A 22,582-nucleotide genomic window follows, 5' to 3' on the forward strand; every position below is an offset into this window, starting at 1 on the left:
TTCAGTGCGGTAGGTTAATCCGGTACCTGGTTTGGCAACTCATCAGACTCTTCCAGATGCTCGGGTGAAGGACGGACGGCGTTGACAACCTGATTTCTGCCCCGGGACTTCGCTTCGTAAAGGGCCTGGTCCGCCCGGTTGAGCCAGACCGACCAGGTTTCTCCCTGGCACACCTCTGCGACACTGGCGCTTGCCGTTATTTTTATGTCTTCCAGAAACGGTCGGGAACTGATGCTGGTTAATAACTGTTGGGCGAGGCTGTCCGCATCCTTCTGGCGAGTTTCCGGTAGCACGATCATGAATTCCTCTCCGCCGATGCGGAACAGTTGATCGCTTTCTCTCAGTCGCTTGCGCATTCGCAAGGCCATTTCCCTGAGCACTCTGTCTCCGGCCAGGTGGCCCCATTGATCGTTGATGGTCTTGAAAAAATCGAGATCCAGCAGTACCAGGCTGGATACCCGCTCGTAGCGCTCCCGCATCTGGATCTGGCTGTTAAGAATGTCGGCCAGTTGGGAGCGGTTCAGGCAACCGGTTAAAGGATCGGTTGTTGCCAGTCGGGTCAGTTCCTGCTGGAGCTTGCCCACGAGCCAGGCAAAAATCATGGCAAACAGGCATGTCAGGCCAAGAGAAAAGGTGATACGCCAGAAGTCGGCTTCGGGAAATTTCATGAACGACACCACCGCCATAACCGTCACGAAAATGGTGTTGCTGACGATCGCTTCTCTAAGTGGCAGCAGGAAAAACAGGGCGGTGGCTGCGGGATAAGCCCAATACAGTCCGGCATGGCCGTTAATACTGGTTGAGTACGCTGCGGATACCACGGCCAGCAGAGGGAACAGGCGGCCCTTGAAGAAATAGGCATTGCGAAAACGGAGGAAGGCAATAACCATCAGGGCATTCAGGCAAAACAGGATCAGAATACTGGAAAGCAGAAAATGATCCTGCCGCCATTGCACCATGACCAACGGTGCGACAGCGATAAAAGCCCAGAAGTGAAGGTGGTATACCAGTTGCTTTTTAAATCCCAGAACTGCGAGAGTCGGGTTGGTTGCCAGTGAATTGGGTGAGGCAAAAACGTTCACAGCAAGCTCCCGCTGTCTGAGGAAAATCCGCCCAGGTCCGACTTTAGGCTACTTTGAAGTCTAGCATGGCGTGTCCATTAATGAAGCACACAGCGAGGCTTATGACCATCATTAGTTTTGTTCAGTTGGCTGGTGCCTGCCCTCTTCGCTAAACTCCGCGCGTTGTAATCAGGGAATTTGCCATGACCGCTATCCACACCCGTGAACCGGCTTTAACTATCCGCGCAGGACGCCGGGCCTTGCAGCGCCTGAAAGAAAAACCGCTGACGCCGGGTGATGTTCACGTTATCCCAGGCGCGGCAGGTGGCCCGAAAGCGTTGGGCATCAGCGGGCTGGACAAGGCCGTTTTCGGCGATTGGTTGCCCCGGGTAGAGCAGGAGCGTTCCCTGATAGGCTCCTCCATCGGCAGCTGGCGTTTTGCGGCGGTGGCGTCTTCGGATGACCCGAGATCCCAGCTTGAGAGGTTGGCGGAACTATACACAGCCCAGCGTTTTGCCAAGGGTGTCAGCCCTGCGGAAGTGAGCCGCAAGAGCGTATTGTTCCTCGAAGAACTGCTAGGGGGCCGGGAAGACTCCATTCTCAACCACCCCTGGTATCGGCTGAATATTGTCGTGGTTCGTAGCCTTGGCATGTTGGAGTCCGATACCAGGGGCCGCCTCAGTCTCGGGCTGCTGAACGCGATCAGTGCCAATATGGTCAGTCGGCGCCATCTTGGCCGCTTTATGGAACGTGGGATCATTTGTGATGCCCGTCTGAAGACTCCGGTGTCTAAGCTCGTCGATTTCCCCAGTCACGAAGTTGCCCTGACCCGAGACAATCTTTTGCCAGCACTGCTGGCGTCGGCTTCGATCCCGATGGTTATGTCCGGTGTGCGCAACATACCGGGTGCCCCCGACGGGGTATACCGTGACGGAGGTTTGCTGGATTACCACCTGGACCTGCCGTACGAACAATCTGGAGTCATCCTCTATCCTCACTTCACTGACAAGATCGTTCCCGGATGGTTCGACAAAACGCTTCCCTGGCGCCGTGGCAATGCCGCCCGCTTGCAGGACGTCCTGCTGGTTGCTCCCTCCGCTGACTACCTGGCCTCTTTACCCGATCGCAAACTGCCGGACCGAAAGGATTTTGAGAAGTACGTAGGCGATGACCGAGGCCGGGAAGCTTCCTGGCGAAGGGCCATTGCCGAGAGCGACCGTTTGGGTGATGAGTTCCTGGAACTGGTGGATACCGGAAAGTTGCCGGGTGTCATCAGTGCGCTCTGATGGCAAGGCCTCCGCTGAGAATTGTCTATACTGCTTACATCATTGCGGACAAAGAAAGTTCGGAGGTTGGATGAGTGATGAGAAAGCCCGGGTGGCGAGCACGACGCCTTATTCCGTTCTGGTAGAAGGCGGGAAGAACTATTTCTGGTGTGCCTGCGGAAGAAGTCAGAGTCAGCCGTTTTGCGACGGTTCTCACAAAGGCACTGAGTTTACCCCGGTGAAGTACACGGCCGAGAAAAAGGAGTGGGTCTGGTTTTGCGGTTGCAAGCAGGCCGGGTCACCCCCGATCTGTGATGGCACCCATAAATCCCTGGCTTAGGCTACGGTAGTGCGCTGATACGGTAGCCGTTAAACCCGTAAACAGGATCCTTGAGGGACCGGATACGGAGCGTGACGGGCACCAGGGTTTCGGTATTCTGGTGTACCAGCGACAGGTCAATTCGTTCAATGCTGTGGTCCTTTCTGGACGCCTCCAGAGTACGTCTGAAATTCTCCCTCGAAGACGGGACGACCAGGGATTCGAAGGCTTGGCCTGTCATGTCGGTAGGAGCCCGATTCAGCAGGTCGGCGATCTGGGCCGAGATGAATCCTATCTGCCCGGATTCATCGAGCTCACAAATCATGGCGCCAGACAGGGCGACCAGGTCCCTGCTGCGCTGTTCGCTGTCGTTCAGTGCCTGGCGCAGGACCGATTTTTCGACCTGAAGATTGTTTACCTGCCCTTCTGCGCTTGCCTGTCCCCGACTGAGATCAATGATCTGCAATGACTGCATGTAAAGGCGTCGGCACAGGAGCAAGGTAAGCAGGGTTGCGGTGGTGCAAAGCGCCAGGCCGGTTATCCAGATGGTTCTGCCTGCTTTCTGAGCCGCCTCTTCGAGCAGCCAGGACGAGGGCACGGTTGTCAGCATCCAGCGGACATCGCCGGGGCTTACTTCGGTGCGAAGGGAACGAGTTGGGTCAATGGCGCCATTGGTATGAGCCTGAAACAAAGGTACTTTCGTGTGGCGATCAAGCGTGTCGATACGCAGTCCCAGGGCGGGTGGCAGGACTTCGTCGAACAGGGACTGCAACCACACCGACGTGTCTGTGGTGCCAGAAATTCTGGCTGGTGCATGGGCCAGGAGCAAATTGACAAGCGCCTGATGCTGGGCATGGTAGCGGGCTTCGGCCAGATCCCTGGCGCGGCTGGATTCAATGCTGGCTGCAATGCCCGTTGTTAACAGGCCGCACACCAGAATGACCAGTGGCACCCAGAGACCGGGCCAGAGCACCAGCTTCCACGGAAAAGGGACTTTTAAGCCTTCCATGCACGACATCCCGGCTGATGTGGTTCCGCGACCGGACCCACCTCGTGTTTCCCTTCACTTTAGACCAGTCCCCGGTTTCGGGGAAGTGTTCACCCACGGACCTTGCCGGCGCCGCCGTAAACCACCAGGAAAGCCATAAAGGCCGTTACCACGACCGAGGGCCCCGCCGGCGTATCCAGATACCAGGACAGGCTGAGACCACCGGTTACCGCCACAAAGCCGAAGATCATGGCAAGCCCCACCATGTGTTCCGGGTTGTGGGCCAGCCTCCGTGCCGTTGCCGCCGGTATTATGAGCAGTGCCGTGATCAGGAGAACGCCCACGATTTTCATGGCAACTGCAATCACGACTGAGAACATCAGGACGAGGACCAGTCGAAGCCGCTCCACGGGGACACCTTCAACGCGAGCGAGCTCTTCATGGATGGTGCTCATCAGCAAACCTCGCCAGAGAGTGGCAAGCAGAATCAAAACCAGCCCGGCTCCACCGTAAATCCAGAACAGATCCTTCCGACTCATGGCCAGAAGGTCGCCGAACAACAGGCCAGTCAGATCCACTCGTACGTCGGGCATGAAACTCAGTGTCACCAGACCGATAGCAAGGGCACTGTGGGCGAGAATGCCGAGCAGGGTGTCAGTCGCCAGCGCCTTGGTACGGGAAAATAAAACCAGTGCCAGGGCGAGGATAATGCAGGTGATAACCACGCCGAGATTGAGCGGAATGCTGATCACAAAGCTCAGAGCGATGCCGAGCAGGGCAGAGTGGGCGAGGGTGTCGCCGAAGTACGCCATTCGTCGCCATACGACAAAACAGCCGAGAGGACCGGCCACCAGGGCTACGCCCAAACCGCCAATCAGCGCCCGCCAGAAGAAGTCATCCAGGATAGCGTTAATGATGGGCATGGCCGGAGCACTCCTCGTGGCCCGAGCCAACGACATTGCCATGAAGATCGTGACGATGATTGTGATGGTGATGGTAGACCGCCAGTGATTCCGCCACCTGGTGTCCAAAGGTGTCAATAAAGGCGGGATCATGGGAGATGTCGGCCGGGTACCCACTGCAACAGACATGCTGGTTCAGGCAGATAACTTTGTCGGTGGCCGCCATGACAAGGTGAAGGTCATGGGAGATCATGATGACGCCGCAGTGGAGTTCGTCACGTAGCTGTCGAATCAGCTCGTACAATGCAGCCTGACCGTTAATGTCCACACCTTGGGCCGGTTCATCGAGAACCAGCAGGTCCGGTTGCCGGACCAGTGCCCGGGCCAGCAACAAACGCTGCCTTTCGCCCCCGGAAAGATGGTGGACTGACGCATCGAGCAGGTGGCTGACGCCAGTCCGGGCCAGCGCGTTTTCACATTCCGACAGGGGGCGCCCACTCAGCAACATGAAACGCTTGACGCTCAGTGGCAGGGTTGGCTCCAGAGTGAGGTGCTGCGGTACATAACCAATGACCAGATTATTTGCCAGCCTGACCGCTCCCCGGGTCAGCTTCTGAATACCCAGAATGGCTTTGATCAGTGTGGTTTTGCCGGCACCGTTCGGACCGATGATCGTAATGATATCACCCCGGTGAACGTTCAGATTCACCCTGTCCACCACCGGGCGACCCTCAAACTCAACGGTCAGATTGTCAAGGGTGACCAGCGACTCACTCATTATCAGAATCCGCCTGACATCCAGGACATAGACCTGCGATTTCCAGGGTAACGTCATCCATTTTGAAGGCCTCCCGCTCGGCGGCAGCCTGAACAGCCCGGGAAACAGCAGGCGCCTTCAGTTCCAGAACGTTCCTGCAGGCTCGGCAGATGAGAAACATGCCAGTGTGGGTTTCGCCAGCGTGAGTGCATCCGATAAAGGCGTTGAGGGATGCGATGCGATGAACCAGTCCCTGTTGCTGGAGAAAGTCGAGCGCCCGATAGACCGTGGGTGGTGCGGCGTTGTGCCCGTCTTCGGCCAGCCCCGCCAGAACGTCATAGGCGCCCAGAGGCTTGTGTGATTGCCAGATCAGCTCCAATACCCGTTCGCGGGTAGGGGTCAGCCTTGCATTATGTTGCTGGCAGATTGACCTGGCGTCAGCAATTGCCCGAGTGACGCAGGCATCATGATTGTGTGGGCGATAGGGCAGTGCACTGGCAGACATGGTCGGGATCCTGCAAAATTTGTAACATTATAACATTTGCAAGAATCCCTGCTACGGGGGTGGGCATTCAGAGAAGGGATTGTCTGGCCAGGGATTCGATGTACTCCAGATTCGGAATCCAGGCCTGTTCGCCGTCCACTTCAACCTGCATCAGGTCAGCGGGACCGGCCTCGCCATCCAGTTTTCGTATCTGATCTTCAGTAAGGCGTGCCTGGCTCGGAATGCCTTGGGTAATCAGGGCAACGAACGGAACCTCCTGATGATGTTCACCGACGGTGTTAAGAACCACAATTCGGCCGCGGTTATCGCCCGGAACGATCATCGTCCCGCCGTTGGCGGAATCGTAAGAGATGACGGGCAAGTTCAGTCCCCGCCAGTCCAGATAACCCACCAGCCAATCAGGCGCGTTTCTTCCCGCATCCGTGCTGGCGTAATCCACCACCTCGGCGATAGTGACGTTTGGCAGTAACAGTTGACGCCCACTCATGGGAATCATAACGCAGGAGAGGGTCTGACTGTTGTCGTTCATGGCTTGTGTCCTCAGGCGGAATCCCGTTTTTGCCGGCCTTTCAGCAGACAGGCTTCTTCAATGGTTTTGACCAGCTCCCGGGCCAGTTCTTCCGGGGTGCCACAGAAAGTGGAGCAACCGGTAGCGGCCACGGAATCCGGCATGGAGCTGTTGCCACAGCTGTTACTTTCCTGAACCCAGATCTTGCTTCCATACGCCTTTAGCAGGGGTGCAGCGATGGCGCCGTCGTTGCCCATGCCGGAAAACAGGATAGCATGGCATCGTGGACCGAAATGGTCTGCAACATTCAGCAATACCTGATCAATCGAGGGGCCGTAGGGGCCTGGCCAGGCACTGTTGAGCTTGCTCAGCTCCCCGGTCTTGTCGATTTTCCACTCGTGTTCCACCGGCATCAGCACAACATCTCCGTTATGCACGCGCTTGCCTTCCTCTGCAGTTTTCAGCTGGTAATGTGCGTGACGTCCAAGTACCCGCGTCAGTGCGTCGGTGAAATTGCCGTCAATATGTTGGGCGTAGATAAAACCTACCGGCAGCGCTGGCGGTAGATTATCGAGAAACGTTTTGACTGCGGCAGGCCCACCAAGTGAGGCACCGAGAATCCAGATTTCCTCGGCCACCGAGTTAGGTGCTGCGGGGGGGATCCAGTGCGGTAAGGTCGCGCTGACCGGCTCGGAGGGAGGCTGCGCCTCAAGGGCCTCAAGACTGGATTCGGAGTCCAGTTCCTCAAGGTGGCCGAGCTGTTGTTCAAGCTTGCCCAGCAGTCGACGCTCCCACCGGAAATAGTCGGTACCGCCGGGTTTGGGGGCCTGATCGAGTCCAAACAGGACTGGCGTATCGGTGTTTTCCAATAAGTGATCAAACAGGGCCGGGTGGTCGGCTTCGTCTGCCAGGGTAACCAGCCACAAAGCAGCGTCGGGAAATCCCGGGTAGCCCAGAAGGCGTTCGGGATCACCGGAAAAACACACCTCGAGGCCGAACTTCGCTGTTGCCTCTTGCAGACGATGGCGCTGCAAAACGACATCCGAGACGATCCCGACTCTGGGCCGGCCACTGTGGCCGGCCATCACTGGTTACCAGTTAGCCGTTTAATGGTCTCAAGCAGCTCGGTTTCCTGGAACGGCTTGCCGAGATACTCATTGACGCCGATGGCCATGGCACGCTCCCTGTGCTTTTCTCCGGTACGGGACGTAATCATGCAGATGGGTGTCTCCCGCAGATTGTCGTCATGGCGGACAAAGCTGGCCACCTCAAAGCCGTCCATTCGAGGCATCTCGATATCCAGCAGGATGATGTCAGGCTGATGATCCTGCAGCTGGGCCACGGCATCCAGGCCATCTTTGGCCGTGATGACTTCCATACCATTCCGCTCAAGCAGACGGGATGTAACCTTCCGCACGGTAACCGAGTCATCCACCACCATGACTGTGGTGACCCGCTCCTCATAGCGTGCCGCTTCGCGCGCTTTCTCAAGGCTGGCGAGGCGTTGGCGCTCGGACAGAATATCGGAACGGATCATCGCTGGCAGGTCGAGAATCACCACCACGTTACCATCACCGAGAATGGTTGCGCCGGATACGCCCCGGACGGTGCCGAACTGCGGACCGAGAGATTTGACCACAATTTCCCGGCTACCCATCAGGTTGTCTACCTGCAGCGCCATTGGCTGCTCCGCACCCCGCACCAGAATGACCGGCAGTGGAAGGGCCTGGCCCTGGAGCTTGGGCTGATGGTCGCTGTTCAGCAAGCTGCCAAGGTACTGCAGGCGATACTCTTGGCCGGCGTACTCGTACATTGGCGCTTCCGGCTTATAGTATTCTTCCAGCTCGTAAGTGCTGACGCGAACGATGCCTTCAATGGTGTTGAGCGGGATCGCATAAAAGTCTTCGCCGGTCGATACCATCAACGCGCGGTTGACGGACACCGTGAACGGCAGGCGAACCGTGAAGGTCGTGCCACGGCCGACGGCGGAATCGATGTCGAGACTGCCTCCGAGCTGTTTGATCTCGCTGGCTACCACGTCCATACCGACGCCACGCCCGGAAATCTGGGTGACCTGCTGGGCGGTGGAGAACCCGGGCTGAAGGATGAACTGCAGCACTTCCCGGTCAGAAAGATCCTCGTCCTCGCGCATCATGCCCTGTCGGATAGCTTTATCACGGATTACCGAAGAAGGAATGCCGGCGCCATCGTCCATCATGCGAAGTACCACATCACCGCCTTCGCGGGTCAGGGACAGGGTGACCTCACCGGTTTCGGGCTTGCCGGCGTTCTTCCGGTCGCCAGGCGCTTCGATGCCGTGATCAAGCGCGTTACGAAGCATGTGTTCAAGCGGGGCAATCATCCTCTCCAGGATGTTGCGATCCATTTCGCCCTCGGCGTTGCGAACGTCGAAGTCGACCTTCTTGCCGAGCTCGCCGCTGATTTGTCGTACGATTCGGCGTAGACGCGGCACCATGGAGGCGAACGGAATCATCCGGGTCTTCATGAGACCTTCCTGCAGTTCCGTGTTGATACGGGACTGCTGGACCAGCAGGGTTTCCGTGTCCCGTACCCGATCGGACAGGGTCTCACGCAGATCCGCAAGGTCGGAGGATGATTCGGTCAAAGCTCGTGACAACTGCTGGATGGACGAATAACGGTCCATTTCCAGAGGGTCGAAGTCCTCGCCGTAGTCGGGGCCGTGCTCCTTTTCGGCGCTGAACAGAATCTGCGCCTCGGTTTCAATTTCCATCCGGCGCAGCTGTTCACGCAGACGCTCGATGGTGGCCGCCATTTCGTCCAGGGTGTGGCCAAAGTCACTGGTCTGCTGTTCCAGGCGGCCACGGGTAATACTGGTTTCACCGGCCAGGTTAACCATCTCGTCAAGCAGCGGCGCCGATACCCGGATGGTTTCCTGGGCTGCGCGCTGAACCTCGGCGGCTCGGTTGCGGGCTTTGGCCTGTGCCTTAACGGGCTTGGCTGCGGGCTCAGTCGGTTTTTCCGGCGTGGGCTCTGCTGGCGCTGGCCCGGGTGCTGCCTTTTGTTCGGGCTTGGATTCTGGCTCCGGCGCCTTCGCGGGTTCTGGTGATACGGCGCCCGATTCAAAGCGTTTCCGGATCTCGGCGACCATTGCAATAATGGCGTCGTGGTCTTCGGTAATTGCTTGCCACTGGCTTTCGTCCGGAGCATTGCCGCCAAGATCAATCAGGCGGGTTTCGAACGCGTGAGCCTTGTCGCCCAGTTGCGTCAGCTGTGACAGGCGCGCACCACCTTTAAGAGTATGCAGAGCACGCTGAGCTTCCTGATTGAACGTATGGTTGGCTGGCTCCTTGCGCCAGTCATCAAGCATCTGTTCGAGCTGGTCCAGAATCTCTCCGGCTTCTTCCAGGAAGATTTCGAGAACTTCCGGATCTACTTCTTCGGCCGGGGCGCTTTCGGTCTCTGCCGGTTTTGCCTGAGTGTCGTCAGCGGCCATCTCGTGAGCCGCTTTCAGTGCCTCTACCAGGTCGTCGTCGGCATTCGGTTTGCGGCCCTCTTCCAGGCTCGTGAGCATAAGCTTGAGCGAGCCCAGAGCCTTCTCACTGAGTTCAAGCAGTGCGGGCTGGTTATTCGAGCCGGCAATAAGCGGGTCAAGAGCGTCTGACCAGGCCTCGGCCAGGTCAGCAATGGTGTCAACGTCCGACAGGCGCGCGCCACCCTTGAGAGTATGCAGTTCCTGCTGAAGCTGGGTGACACCGGTTAGCTCTTCCGGTTCTTCACGCCATTGCGCCAGACATTCACCAATGGCGCTGTGAATCTCCATGCCTTCGTCAAGGAAAATGCCCGTCAGGTCGTCGTCACTGGCTTCTGCCAGGGACTCAATCGGGGATGATTCTTCAATGTCAGGCTCTGGTGGCTCGACCTCGTTTTCCGGGGCCCGGGACGCGGGAGCTTCCCCGCGAAGAATGGCCTGAACCTGAGTAACCAGTTCGGTAGCGGGCGGGCAGGGTTTTTGAGTCGCAGCCTGTTCAACCATTTGCGCAAGCCGGTCATGGCAGGCGAACAATAGGTCATTCATGGCGTCGCTGGCATCCAGTTGACCCTCGGCGACTTTCTCGAACAGGTCTTCCAATACGTGCGTCAGATCACCAATCGCCTCAACACCCGCCATACGAGCGCCACCCTTAAGGGTATGCACGTCGCGTTGTAGCTCTGCAGCGACCGCACGGTTCGATGGGTCTTCGCTCCAGGTATGGAGTGCACTACCGGTGGAATTGATCAGGTCATAGGCTTCTTCGAGGAAAATGCCGACCAGTTCCGGGTCCAGGTGCGATAGATCGGTAGCCGCGTGCTCCTCAGCTGCTTCGGCCACGCCATCCTCTGTTGACGTTTCCTCAGGCTCCGCTACTGCAGCCACTTCGTCATCGGCCCCGGCCTCTTCGGCCGGACTGACGTCGGTGACGGGTCGGGAGCCGTTAGCGGTGTCCATGTAGGCGCGGATTTCTCCGATAAGATCCGGTGCCGGGCGAGGCGTTTCCTTCTCTTCCAGAGCCTCTACCATTCCCGCGAGACGGTCATGGGACCGGAACAGCAGGTCTGACAGTTCGTTATTGATGGACAGTCGCTGTTCGGTCAGGCCTTCAAACAGGTTTTCCAGCTCGTGGGAGAGGTCACCAACAGCCGGGATATCTGCGAGCCGGGCACCGCCCTTCAGTGTATGGAGGTCACGTTGCAGAAGGCGGAGGATATCAAGGTTGTGAGTACTCTCACTCCAGCTCTGCAGCGCTTCTGCGGTGCTGTCGATCAGGTCCCGGGCTTCCTCCAGAAAAATTTCCGCCAGTTCCTGATCCATTTCATCATCGGATTCGGTGAGCTCCGGGCGCGGCGGCTGTTCCGAAACTTCCTCCGGCACCTGGGGAGTCTCGACGTCTTCCATGTCAAAGCTAAGATCAATCTCTTCCAGGTCACTGGTGAATTCCTGCTCGAATTCATCCGGTTCGGGAGCATCTTCTGTGGCTTGGCCATGGGTTTGTGTCAGGACTTCCAGCCGGGCCAGAAGCTCGTCGCTGGATTCCGTCGCAAGGCCGGCCGCGACCTGATCCATCATGTTAATCAATTGTTCGTGGGCAGCACGTACGGTCTCGAAGAAATCTCGGTCCGGTGCCTCACTGTGGGCTGCACTGGTGTCGTAGACATCCGTCAGTGCCCCGGACAGTGCGGCTATATCGGATAATCCGGCATCTGCAGCACCCTCGGTTAATTGTCCCAGTTCGGCACGCAACTGGTTGAGAGCATCGGTTTCTTCCGGATGTGCAGACCAGTGGTCCAGGATGCGATCGGCATCAAGGACAATATCCAGACCTTCGTTCAGGAACAGCTGCACCAGTTGTGGCTGCGACTGGCTTTCTGACTTGTCGCTGACGACTTCACTGTGACTTCTCAGAGTTTCGTTGGAGATCCGCTCCAGTTTCTCAAGGTAGGCGTCCGTGCCCGGCAGAGAAGCCTGCGGACTTTGTCGGAGCTGGGACAGCCCCTGAGCCAGAAACTCGCAGGCGGATTCAATGAGGGACAGAACCTCGCGGTCGGCCCGTTTGTTCTGGGCCCGGGACTCCTTGATGAACCTTTCCAGAGGCGCAATTACCGCTGCAATAGGAGCGATACCTGCGGTGTGGGCACTGCCTTTGAGCGTATGTAGGGCGCGGGACAAATCATCGGTGTAGGAGAGCGACGTCTTGTTACCGGCGGCGGCCAGATAGTCCTTAAGCGTTTGCAGATGGGTCTCGGTCTCGCTTTCAAAGATATCGAGCAGTACCGGATCTACTCCGGGTTCATCTGCATCTACATTCTCAATGTCGGCCATGGCAGCAGGTGCGTCGGCCTGGATGGCTCCGTCCGATTCCGCATCCGGCATTGTGCTTGTATCCGGGATTTCACCGTTGGCCAGGGCATTGGCCCGGGCCTCGAGGTTACCCGTATCGATGCTAGGGCCCCGCCGTTTTTCAAAGTCTTCGACCAGTGTTGGTAACGCACCGGTTACGCTCTCCAGCAGGGCTGCGATGTCGTCATTCATGAAGATGCTGCCGTCTATGACGCGATTCAGCATGTTCTCAACGGACCAGGCGAGCTCGCCGACTGCCAGCGCGCCAACCATTCGGCCACTGCCCTTCAGAGTATGGAAGGCGCGACGGACTTCCGACAGGGCGCTTCGGTCATCGTGCTGGCGAAGAAGCATTGGCAGGTATTCCCGAATGGTTTCGAGTACCTCACCGGCTTCTTCGATGAATATTTCAAGGATCTCGTCATCGATGAGGTCATCGTCGTCCGCTGATCCTGCAGCAGCGCTTGCTGCCTCCTCATTGGAGGTTTCCGCCGGCACCGGTTCTGATGTCGGAGTTGTGGCAACCTCTGGCTCGTCTGTCGTCTCGCTCCCGGAATGTACTGAGTCGTCGTCAGTCCGGCGGGTGGTGGCCATGGCTTCGGCACGCTGAATCAGCGCGTCAACGTCGCCCGTGGCAATGCCATCCCGGAACTCCTGAATCAATGCGGGAATTCGGGCATTAACCTCATCGATGAGCGAGAACAGGTCATCATTGGGTTTGATGGTTTGATCGATGACACGGTTCAGCAGGTTTTCTACCGACCAGGCCAGCTCACCCAGACTTGTTGCCCCAACGAGGCGCCCGCTGCCCTTGAGCGTATGGAATGCCCGGCGAACTTCCGTCAGCGCTTCGCGGTCTTCGTGGTTCTGTCGGAGACGCGGGTAGAATTCGTGAATGGTTTCGAGCACTTCCTCGGCTTCTTCCACAAATATGCCGAGGATCTCGTCATCCAGGAGCTCTTCGTCTGAGCCCGTGGAATCATCTTCTGTTGCCGCCCCAGACGGAGTCTCAGCAACCTGTGTTTGAACGACCGGAATATCTTGTTCCGCCGTGGCTTCGGTCCAGGTCGGTTCAGCGCCAACTGGGAAACCAAGGGCGGCCAGGCTGTCTTCGGCTACCCGAAGCACACTGTCATTCTCGCCAATGCCCTCGGCAAGTCGCTCCAGGTAATACTCGATACTGGTCACTGCATCGGCCAGGGTATCGAGCTGCTTCCAGTCAGGCACCTGTTTGCCGCCCAGGAGAACGTCGGTAACGTAGCGCTCCGAGGCCGCCAGCATGTCGGCTACACGGTCCAGTGGGACCAGACTCAGACCGCCACGAATGCTGTGCAGTAACCCGGGGACATGCTCAATTTCACGGGTATCCCATTGCGAGGCGATAAAATTCACAATGGCGGATTTTACCTGCTCGAGGGTGTTTCTGGACTCTCTGAGTAGCGCGCCACTGGCCTCTCCCAGCTCGCGGGAGCCGAGATTGATCCGCTGATCGCTCTCGTCTTCGCTGGCTTCCCGTTGCCTGTCGCTGTCAAGGCCTGCCAAACTGGCTTCAACGTAGAGCAGCGCACCGGCAATATCCATCAGGGTGCCGTCATCAACCAGCTCGCTCTGATTACTCAGTTTTTCAACCAGCTCAATTTGTTCAGTAACCACCTTGCGGGGAATTCCCAGGCCAAGTACCGCCAGTGTGTTGGCGACCTGTTGCAGACCGGGAAGCAAATCTTCGAGTTCACTGTTCTGGCGCAGTTCCGACCGGACAAAAAGGTCCAGCTGGTCTTTCAGCTTGGCCAGTTCTTCATTCAGGGCGCTCACAACGGAGTGAATGGCTTCGCGTCCGGGACCTGAAACCCGGCTGCGGGCGGCATCCACATCGTCTTCGGACGGCAGCGCCTGATTCAGCTGGTATGCGTCACGGAGGGTTTTAACCTGGGGCGAGCCAAGATCCCGCGCGCGGGCAACGTAGTAGAGCAGATGCTTCAGCAGGGCTTCGGGTGCCGGCTGTTGCAGGATATCTGCGTGCTCGTCGGCCAAGCGCCGGATTTCGCTGTCCAGTTCGCGCAGCAGGGATTTGACGGCAGCATTTACCGGATTGACATGAGCCTGCAGGGTCTCAACGAAAGCGCTGGCAGATTTCCAGAGTTCACCCCGTGGTGTTTGCTGGCACAGGCGCATCAACCGCTGAATTACCTTCTGCATGTAGTCGAAATGGGCGTCCAGATCTGCCTCGCGCACCACGCCGGCAAGAGCGTACTGGTACATCTGGCGGAGTTTCCGGATATGGCCAAGGACCTTGGGGTCCTGGAGACGCTGCGAAACCTTGGCGCTGACGTTGATTCGGGAAGGGCTGAGGTCAGGCTTGAACAGTGAGGTATCTGAGAGCAGAGAGTCGCCACGTGCTGCACGCAAATCATTCAATAGAGGCAGCAGCACCATAGGGAAATCGTCCTGGCTGCTGGCCAGGTGTTCCAGGTACTGAGGCAACTGAAGAATTGCCTGCATGAGGACTTCGACGGCCTCGTCAACATTGACTGCGTCGTCGTTCAGTATGGCCTGGGTGAGCTTCTCCATCTCTTCGGTGAGCAATGCTGCACCATAGAGTTCAACCATCTGCAGGGTGCCATGCACCTGATGGAGATAATTCAGGCAGAAGCGCAGGCGCGCGGTGTCGTCACGATTTTCGACATACGCTTCCAGTGCATGCTGACCTTGGGTCAGCGTGTCCTGTATCTCGCCCCGAACCCAGTCGAGGGCGATGCTGTCATGGTGATTGCCCATAACCTCTCCGGTTATTCTTCGTCAGTCTGGCGCTTGATCCACGCCAGTACATGTTCCGAGGGTACCCTCTGCAGGCCTGGAGGCTGCCAGTCGGTCAGCTCTCCCTGGCCCAGCACCAGCAACCCCCCGGGCGCCAGCCGCTCTGCAAGTCGCTTGACAATTTCCCGCCGGCGCCAGCGGCGGAAATAAATCAGCAGATTCTGGCAGAAGATAATGTTCATTCCGTGCATGGGTGCTTTATCAAGGTCCAGTACATTCAGTCTGGTAAAGCACACCCTGTCCCGGATGCTTTGCACTATTTCTACGGTATTCCGCTCGGCCGGGCGGAAGTACCGGGATTTCATGTCTTCGTCCATGCCCAGCAGTTTGCGGGGGTTGAACTGGCCGTTTCGAGCCTTCTCGATCACAGGCTTGCTAATGTCAGAGCCGGTCACACCGAACAGCGGCTGTAATGCGAGCTGACCCATGCATTCATTCAGCACCATGGCCAACGTGTATGGCTCCTCTCCAGTGGAACAACCGACGCTCCAGGCCTCGAGGGGTCGCTTCTTCAGAAGCTCCCTTGGCCGTGTCATGACATAGTCCGACACCAACCGGAAAGCATCCGGGTCCCGGAAGAACCGCGTTTCCTGGACCGTTAGCCGGTCCACCAGCGTTGACCACTCCCTGATCGCATCAGGCCCGGATACGATTTTTTCGTAATAGGCCTGGTAGCTGCCGCACCCTATTTCCCGCATCCGGATACCAAGGTTGGTCTCCAGAAAGGATCGGCGCTCCGCAGACAGTGTTATACCGGTGCGGTGCTCCAACAAGGTCTGCCACTGGCTGAACTGCGCCTCGTCCATGTCTGGGAGTCGGCGCAGCGACCAGATGCCATCGGCAGGCGACAGGGTGTTATGCATTTGCGCCATAAACCGTCAACAGCCCTGGAACAGAAATCAGCCCACCACCGGGACGTCGCTGTCTTCCTCTTCTTCCTGATCGGCCATATCCTCTTCCGGCAGTGTGAAGCCGGCAACGGAGGACCGCAGCTCGGACGCCATTTCTGCCAGGTTACCGATAGACTTCGCAGTCGCGTTGGTACCGGAGGAAGTCTGGGAGGTGATTTCCTGGATAACGTTCATGGTGTTGGAAATGTGCGCCGCAGAAGACGACTGCTGACGTGCGGCGTTGGAGATGTTCTGGATCAATTCCGCCAGAGACATGGATACGTTCTCGATTTCCTCGAGGGCGATACCCGCGTCCTGTGCCAGGCGGGCACCACGGACCACCTCGGCGGTGGTGTGTTCCATGGAAATAACGGCTTCGTTGGTATCCGACTGGATCGTCTTAACCAGTGCTTCAATCTGCTTGGTTGCCGCGGAGGAACGTTCCGCCAGTCGCTGGACTTCGTCCGCAACTACCGCAAAGCCTCGACCCGCGTCACCGGCCATGGAGGCCTGGATCGCTGCGTTCAAAGACAGGATGTTGGTCTGGTCGGCAATGTCGTTGATCAGGGATACGATGTCACCGATTTCCTGGGAAGACTCACCCAGACGCTTGATCCGTTTGGAGGTTTCCTGGATCTGTTCACGGATATTGTCCATGCCGCGGATGGTGTTCTGTACCACTTCCGCGCCTTTCTTCGCGATCGCAACCGACCGCTCCGCAACCGCAGAGGATTCGGCGGCGTTCGAGGATACCTGGTCGATGGACACCGCCATCTCGTTCACCGCGGCAGAAGCACCGGCAATTTCCTGGGCCTGGTGCTCGGAAGCGTCGGCCAGATGCATCGCAGTCGCCTGGGTTTCCTGGGCCGCCGAAGCAACCCGTACGGCGGTTCCACGAATCGCCTGTACCAGTCCGCGCATCTGGTCGATCGCGTAGTTGATGGAGTCCGCGATAGCACCGGTGAAGTCCTCGGTTACCGTGGCCTCTGTGGTCAAGTCACCATCCGCCAGGTCGGCGAGTTCGTCCAGCAGTCGCAGGATCGCGTTCTGGTTTTGCTCGTTCTGCTCCTGGGTTGTCGCCAGGCGAGCCTGGGCTTCGCGGTAGAGAGCAAAACCAATGATCACGACGATGCCAACCATGGCTGCCAGAATGATGAAGGCCAGGGTCGGACTGATCAGGCCGGAACCAGACTGATTCCGGAACCTGTCTGCAAGTACAGACAGCTCAGAGAGCAGGATTTCGGAATTCCGGAAGATGTCACTGGCAGCAGTACGCACCTTGAAGAGGTCGGGAGAGGCTTCAAGGATCGCGTCTACGTTCTGGGAAACAAACTCGAACAGCTCATCAACGGCTTCAAGGCCGTAAATCGCGTCTTCATCGTTTACCTTGGAAATGCCCATGGCAGCGTTGCCGTTCAACTGGCCTTCGAGTACGCGCCCGAAAAGGCTGGCATCCCGACCGAACCGGTCGGCGGCGATAACGGCATCTTCGTCACCGGAAAGTACGTTGTTGACCGAGCGAACAATCCGCTCTGCAAGCAATGACTGGCGCTGTGCCAGGGCAATCTGCTCAGCCGGTGCGCCATTGTCGAGCAGGATCTGTACGATGTCGTCGTATTCCACCTGCAGCTGCGGAATGGTTTCGTTCAGGGTCCGGGCGACTTCGTGCAGGCCTAACACCGCATCCTGGGTAGAGAGGATGCTGTCGGCGTTTTCACGCAAGGTGTTCCAGTTCTCCTGAACGCCACTCTGTTTCGCCAGTTCGCTGGGCGGGAGGCCGGTTTCCGGGTTGCCTTCAGTTACATTGCTCCAGAGCGTCTGGAACTCGTCCCGTGAGCGCCGGAGCTGGTTGAAGGCCTCGGCGGTGCCGCCCGCAGCTTCGGTCGCGTTCTTCGCAATGGCTTGCGAAAGAACCCTCAGCTCAGCGGTGTTGGCAATGTACTCCTGGTCGTTCTGGCTGTCCCTGTTGATAATAAACAGGACCACAACGAGCAGGACGGTGAGTGCAATCAGTGCGGCGATCAGGCCGGCAACCAGCTTGTTGCCTCCCTGTCCCATACCGAGTCTTCCGGCTCTGTTTTTCATTTTCTGGCTCCCGGCCTCTTCATAAAGATTGGCAAGTTTGTTGTAGCGGGTATAAGGCGGTCAGGGTGATGTTCCTGCCATTGTCACCACCCTTACCACTGTGCGACGTCAAGAAAGCGTTCGTCGTCGAGCAGATCGACGGCGGAAAATACTTTCCAGACTTCCTCGTTACGTTCGTAGCCGCCTGTGACAAACGGTTGAACGTTTTCAGGTACACCTTCCGGTGCGTCCTTGAAACTGTCTGATGCGAAGTACTGCATGCCCAGTACGCTGTCCACGACCAGTCCGCTGAAAATGTCTCCCTGTTCGACCACCAGCACGCGGCGTTCACGCATGCTGCGTGAGGAGCGCGGGATGTCGAAGAAGCCGGCTAGATCTACCAGAGGGAGGAGACGACCACGGACGTTGGCGGCACCCAGAAGAAACGGGCGAACGCCCGGTATATGGGTGAACCGGGGAACATGGAGGATTTCAGTGACTTCGCCCATAGGCGCCACGTAACGCTCACCTGCGAGAACAAAACCGATGCCGTTCCAGAGTTCAACGGCCTCCTGTTGTTCTGGCAGGCCGGCTGCCATGGACCGGCTGCGCTGGGCGATATCCGTCAGAACGGCAAAAGGGGCGGCCTGGGCGGACATGCTTACTCCACGGTTAGGGATCAGGCAATCAGACTGTTGATTGTTTTGATCAGATCGTCTTCGTTAACCGGCTTGACCAGATAACCTTTGGCGCCCTGACGGGTGCCCCAGACTCGGTCAGTTTCCTGATCCTTGGTGGTTACGATAACCACCGGGATGGACGCGGTCTCAGGAGCGCGGGTCAGTTGGCGGGTGGCCTGGAAGCCGTTAAGGCCCGGCATCACAACATCCATCAGAACCAGGTCCGGCGTTTCGGCACGGGCCTTGGCAACACCGTCCGCGCCATTGTCGGCGGTCAGGACTTCGTGCTGGTGTTTTTCCAACAGGGTGGAAATCTTTTTCACCTCGGTGGGGGAGTCATCAACAATAAGAATGCGAGCCATGGTTTCCTCGATGGTTCTTGGTTTCAGCAGGTTTACTGTTCCGCCTGGGGGACATACTGGCGGATAGTGTTGAGCAGCTCATCCTTGCTGAACGGTTTGGTCAGATACTGGTCCGAGCCGACGATACGTCCCTTGGCCTTGTCAAACAGTCCGTCTTTGCTGGAGAGCATGATAACCGGCGTCTTTTTGAAAGAGGAATTGTTCTTGATAAGTGCGCAGGTCTGGTAGCCGTCCAGGCGGGGCATCATGATATCTACAAAAATGATGTCCGGTTGGGAATCGGCAATTTTTGCCAGAGCGTCAAAGCCGTCAGTTGCGGTGATGACCTCACAGCCGACCTTTTTCAGAAGGGTTTCTGCGGTGCGACGGATCGTTTTGCTGTCGTCGATCACCATGATCTTCAAGTTCTCGAAGTTGTCATCCATTGTCCAACTGCCTTGCGCTCAGCGACTGTCATTATTTTCAAACGAAGGTTTTTAACACAAACCTTAAGGTTCTTCTATAAACCCCGCTCATTTATAGATTATCAATGGCTGGATAAAAAGTATTACTTTGTGACCAAATGTACTTTCGCCTGCAACGTCACGTAATCGGCTGAGGATTTCTGCGGATGCATTCGTGGCTCGGGTACAATACCATCTGACGTCTCAGCATAGCACTTATCGCCCGGTCCGCTCTGCAGACCGGTTCGTGTTTTTAACCTCGGAGCTCAAGAGACACTATGACAGTCCGACTCGGGATCGTGATGGATCCAATTGAGGATATCCATTTCAAGAAAGACAGTTCACTGGCGATGTTGCTGGCGGCGCAAAAGCGTGGCTGGGAAATCGAATACATGGAACTGCCGGATATGTATCTGGATGGTGGCAAGGCCATGGCGCACACCCGTGACCTGACCGTGCATTTGGATCCTGAAAACTGGTACAGCTTTGGCCCGAGCCAGGACCGGGCGCTGGGCGATCTGGATGTTATTCTCATGCGCAAGGATCCCCCGGTTGACCGGGAGTTCCTGATGGCGACCTATATCCTGGAGGCGGCTGAGCAGCAAGGCGCTCTGGTGGTGAATCCGGCTGCGACCCTCAGGGACTGCAACGAAAAGTTGTTCGCCACCCAGTTCGAGGACCTGACTCCGCCCCTGTTGGTGAGTCGTTCCGCAACCCGTTTCCGGAAGTTCTACGCCGAACATGGCGACGTTATCATGAAGCCGGTGGACGGTATGGGCGGGCATTCCATCTTCAGGATCAAGGAGAACGACTTCAATCTGGGCGTCATCATTGAGACCCTGACCAACTATGGCACACACCAGGCGATGGCCCAGAAATACATTCCCGAAATCTCCGACGGTGATAAGCGCATCCTCCTGATTGAGGGCGAGCCGGTGCCTTATTCTCTTGCACGGATTCCGTCCCAGGGCGAGAATCGCGGCAATCTGGCGGCTGGCGGTCGTGGAGAAGGGCGTGAACTCACTGCTCGTGACCGTGAGATCTGCGAACGTGTTGCTCCGGCCATCAAGGAAAAAGGCCTCATTTTTGTCGGCCTGGATGTGATCGGGGAGTACCTCACAGAGATAAATGTGACCAGTCCAACCTGTATCCGCGAACTCGACTCGGCTTTCGGTATCGACATTAGCGGCATGCTTATGGATGCCATTGCAAAGCGTCTCGGCGTGAGCCATCAGGCATAAAGGTCATGGCAGGGCTAACGATTTAACCAGGATCAGGAATGGCAGTTCAGGTAAGCGACTTCGACCGGTTTTCCTTCACCCTTTTCATGGCGCTGGCGGTGCACGCCATCGTCGTGCTGGGGATTACCTTCGCCCCTGAGCCGCCGCGTTCTTCGGCGCAGACGATGGAAATAACCCTGTCCCAGTTTGACGACGAGAAAGCGCCTGAAAAAGCGGACTTTCTGGCTCAGACCAGCCAGCAGGGCAGCGGCTCAGAGGAAGAGGCCCGGGAAATGACCACTCCACAGCCAGCGGAGGTCAGTCAGGCGGAAGTGGCCGAGGTGCAGCCGGAACCTCCGGCACAAACGAAGCCTCAGCCTCGCCAGGAACAGCAAGTTGTGAAGACTGAGAGTGCATCCAGCCGGAAAGTTCAGGCGCCGGAGAAGCGCACCGAACCGGTTGAAGAGCCCCTCCCCGTCCGGGAAAAGAAAAGCCTGATGGAACGGAGCCTGGAAATTGCCAGTCTGGAAGCACGTTTTGACGCCCAGCAAAGGGCCTATGCCCGTAAACCCCGGGTTATGCGGGTGACAGCTGCTTCTACCCTGAAATCAACCAACGCCTGGTATGTGCAGAACTGGATCAGCAAGGTGACGCGGGTCGGCAACATTAACTATCCCACGGAGGCCCGGCGTGCGGGCATCTATGGAACGTTACGAATGCTGGTTTCTCTGAAGAAAGATGGCACAATCAAGGAAGTGGCCATTCTGCAGTCATCCGGCAGCACGGTGCTGGATGACGCAGCGATCCGTATTGTCAGAATGGCGTCACCGTTTGCTCCTTTCCCGGATGGTATGAGGAAGGAGGTTGATGAACTGGAAATCATACGAACCTGGTCTTTCCAGCAACGGGGGCTGACATCGGGATGACAGCATCTAAACACTCTCCTCATAGTCTCAGGCATCATTTTCTGGTGGCTTCTCCGTACCTTGCTGATCCACGTTTTCATGGTGCTGTCATTTATCTGTGTGAGCACTCTGACGACGGCGCACTGGGGTTAATGGTGAACCACCCTCTGGATATCCACCTGGGCGAGATCCTTGAGCAGCTGGATATGCACGGAGGCGAGCTGGATCTGCCCGTGTTCAGCGGCGGTCCGGTCGAGCCTGAGCGGGGTTTTGTCCTGCACCCATCCGGCACCAGCTGGCAGAGCACCGCGAAAGTGGACGACGACATCATGCTCACCACCTCTCGGGATGTGCTGGCGGGAATTGGTCGTGGCGATGGCCCCGACGAGTTCCTCGTGGCGCTTGGCTATTCAGGGTGGGGCGAAGGCCAGCTTGAAGAAGAGCTGGGTAGCAACTCCTGGCTGACCTGTCCCGCCAACACAGACATTCTGTTTCGTACCCCCTGGAAAGACCGTTACAAAGCGGTGCTTGAACTGATCGGAATTGATCTGAACCAGCTCAGCGAGTCCATCGGTCATGCCTGAAGAAGGACATCGTCGGGTAATGGCTTTTGATTTCGGGACTCGCCGTATCGGTGTGGCCTCGGGCCAGGAAGTTCTCGGCACTGGGCAGCCCGTGGCGATGATTCCGGCACGTGATGGCGTCCCCGACTGGAGCCAGATTGAGAAACTGCTGGAAGAGTGGCGTCCGAACCTTGTGGTGGTGGGTTTGCCGCTCAATATGGACGATACCGAGAATGAGATGTGCGCCCGCGCACGCAAATTCGGGAAGCGTCTCCATGGCCGCTATCATGTGCCCGTTGAGATGGTGGACGAACGCCTGACCAGCTTCGAAGCCAAGGGGGAGGTTATGGCTGCGGGCGGCAACCGGGACTTCGGTCGAAACGGTGTGGATGACCGGGCCGCTGTATTGATTCTGGAAACCTGGTTTGGACTGCAGGATAATCGCGCCGGCAACTAATGGATGCCGGCCCTTAAAGCAA

19 protein-coding genes are annotated in these 22,582 nt (G+C 57.5%); 6 read left to right on the forward strand and 13 right to left on the reverse strand.

Going from position 1 to position 22,582, the window contains the following annotated elements; genetic code table 11:
• Positions 1–14: 14 nt before the first annotated feature.
• Positions 15–1,082: a GGDEF domain-containing protein gene (locus BKP64_RS16185; protein WP_070972476.1), complete on the reverse strand. Its 1,068-nt coding sequence runs from the start codon at positions 1,080–1,082 to the stop codon at positions 15–17.
• Positions 1,083–1,264: 182 nt separating this feature from the next.
• Between BKP64_RS16185 and BKP64_RS16190 the strand changes: the two genes are divergently transcribed.
• Positions 1,265–2,347 (forward strand): patatin-like phospholipase family protein, encoded by a 1,083-nt coding sequence (locus BKP64_RS16190; RefSeq protein WP_070972478.1) that lies wholly within the window; start codon positions 1,265–1,267, stop codon positions 2,345–2,347.
• 70 nt (positions 2,348–2,417) lie between these two features.
• Positions 2,418–2,666, forward strand: coding sequence for a CDGSH iron-sulfur domain-containing protein (locus tag BKP64_RS16195; RefSeq protein ID WP_070972481.1), 249 nt, complete (start codon positions 2,418–2,420; stop codon positions 2,664–2,666).
• Between the two features lies 1 nt (position 2,667).
• Here the strand turns inward: BKP64_RS16195 and BKP64_RS16200 are convergent, their stop codons facing one another.
• The 12 genes from BKP64_RS16200 to pilG all read right to left on the reverse strand — a co-directional run bounded on the left by BKP64_RS16200 (position 2,668) and on the right by pilG (position 19,397).
• Entirely contained in the window at positions 2,668–3,654 is a 987-nt protein-coding gene (locus BKP64_RS16200) for a PAS domain-containing protein (protein ID WP_070972483.1), read from the reverse strand.
• A gap of 89 nt (positions 3,655–3,743) precedes the next feature.
• Complete coding sequence (locus BKP64_RS16205) at positions 3,744–4,556, reverse strand: iron chelate uptake ABC transporter family permease subunit (RefSeq protein ID WP_070972486.1); 813 nt, start codon at positions 4,554–4,556, stop codon at positions 3,744–3,746.
• A complete protein-coding gene (gene znuC, locus BKP64_RS16210) occupies positions 4,543–5,313 on the reverse strand; it encodes a zinc ABC transporter ATP-binding protein ZnuC (RefSeq protein WP_070972488.1) in 771 nt (256 codons plus the stop codon). Before znuC ends, BKP64_RS16205 begins: the two co-directional genes overlap by 14 nt.
• Positions 5,306–5,797, reverse strand: coding sequence for a Fur family transcriptional regulator (locus BKP64_RS16215; RefSeq protein WP_070972490.1), 492 nt, complete (start codon positions 5,795–5,797; stop codon positions 5,306–5,308). The genes znuC and BKP64_RS16215 overlap by 8 nt, the downstream gene beginning before the upstream one ends.
• 67 nt (positions 5,798–5,864) lie before the next feature.
• Positions 5,865–6,326 (reverse strand): chemotaxis protein CheW, encoded by a 462-nt coding sequence (locus BKP64_RS16220; protein ID WP_070972492.1) that lies wholly within the window; start codon positions 6,324–6,326, stop codon positions 5,865–5,867.
• 11 nt (positions 6,327–6,337) lie between these two features.
• A complete protein-coding gene (locus BKP64_RS16225) occupies positions 6,338–7,390 on the reverse strand; it encodes a chemotaxis protein CheB (protein ID WP_070972494.1) in 1,053 nt (350 codons plus the stop codon).
• Positions 7,390–14,937, reverse strand: coding sequence for an Hpt domain-containing protein (locus BKP64_RS16230; protein WP_070972495.1), 7,548 nt, complete (start codon positions 14,935–14,937; stop codon positions 7,390–7,392). The genes BKP64_RS16225 and BKP64_RS16230 overlap by 1 nt, the downstream gene beginning before the upstream one ends.
• Positions 14,938–14,948: 11 nt before the next feature.
• Complete coding sequence (locus tag BKP64_RS16235; RefSeq protein WP_070972497.1) at positions 14,949–15,848, reverse strand: CheR family methyltransferase; 900 nt, start codon at positions 15,846–15,848, stop codon at positions 14,949–14,951.
• 27 nt (positions 15,849–15,875) lie between these two features.
• A complete protein-coding gene (locus BKP64_RS16240) occupies positions 15,876–17,951 on the reverse strand; it encodes a methyl-accepting chemotaxis protein (protein ID WP_070972500.1) in 2,076 nt (691 codons plus the stop codon).
• Between the two features lie 92 nt (positions 17,952–18,043).
• Positions 18,044–18,589 (reverse strand): chemotaxis protein CheW, encoded by a 546-nt coding sequence (locus tag BKP64_RS16245; RefSeq protein ID WP_070972502.1) that lies wholly within the window; start codon positions 18,587–18,589, stop codon positions 18,044–18,046.
• A gap of 20 nt (positions 18,590–18,609) precedes the next feature.
• The gene (gene pilH, locus BKP64_RS16250) at positions 18,610–18,972 is read right to left on the reverse strand and encodes a twitching motility response regulator PilH (RefSeq protein WP_070972503.1); all 363 of its coding nucleotides are present in this window, start codon (positions 18,970–18,972) and stop codon (positions 18,610–18,612) included.
• Between the two features lie 32 nt (positions 18,973–19,004).
• Positions 19,005–19,397: a twitching motility response regulator PilG gene (gene pilG, locus BKP64_RS16255; protein ID WP_008175635.1), complete on the reverse strand. Its 393-nt coding sequence runs from the start codon at positions 19,395–19,397 to the stop codon at positions 19,005–19,007.
• Positions 19,398–19,693: 296 nt separating this feature from the next.
• Between pilG and gshB the strand changes: the two genes are divergently transcribed.
• Genes gshB through ruvX form a run of 4 tightly spaced genes read left to right on the forward strand, consistent with a single transcriptional unit; the run spans position 19,694 to position 22,560 of the window.
• Complete coding sequence (gene gshB / locus BKP64_RS16260; protein WP_083329245.1) at positions 19,694–20,656, forward strand: glutathione synthase; 963 nt, start codon at positions 19,694–19,696, stop codon at positions 20,654–20,656.
• 38 nt (positions 20,657–20,694) lie between these two features.
• Positions 20,695–21,561 carry an energy transducer TonB gene (locus tag BKP64_RS16265; protein WP_070972505.1) on the forward strand — a complete coding sequence of 289 codons (867 nt, stop codon included), beginning with the start codon at positions 20,695–20,697 and terminating at the stop codon, positions 21,559–21,561.
• Positions 21,558–22,124, forward strand: coding sequence for a YqgE/AlgH family protein (locus tag BKP64_RS16270; RefSeq protein WP_070972507.1), 567 nt, complete (start codon positions 21,558–21,560; stop codon positions 22,122–22,124). The genes BKP64_RS16265 and BKP64_RS16270 overlap by 4 nt, the downstream gene beginning before the upstream one ends.
• The gene (ruvX, locus tag BKP64_RS16275; protein WP_070972509.1) at positions 22,117–22,560 is read left to right on the forward strand and encodes a Holliday junction resolvase RuvX; all 444 of its coding nucleotides are present in this window, start codon (positions 22,117–22,119) and stop codon (positions 22,558–22,560) included. Before BKP64_RS16270 ends, ruvX begins: the two co-directional genes overlap by 8 nt.
• Positions 22,561–22,582 lie beyond the last annotated feature (22 nt).

The sequence above is a fragment of the Marinobacter salinus genome, from assembly GCF_001854125.1.
GTDB classification, from domain to species: Bacteria; Pseudomonadota; Gammaproteobacteria; order Pseudomonadales; family Oleiphilaceae; genus Marinobacter; species Marinobacter salinus.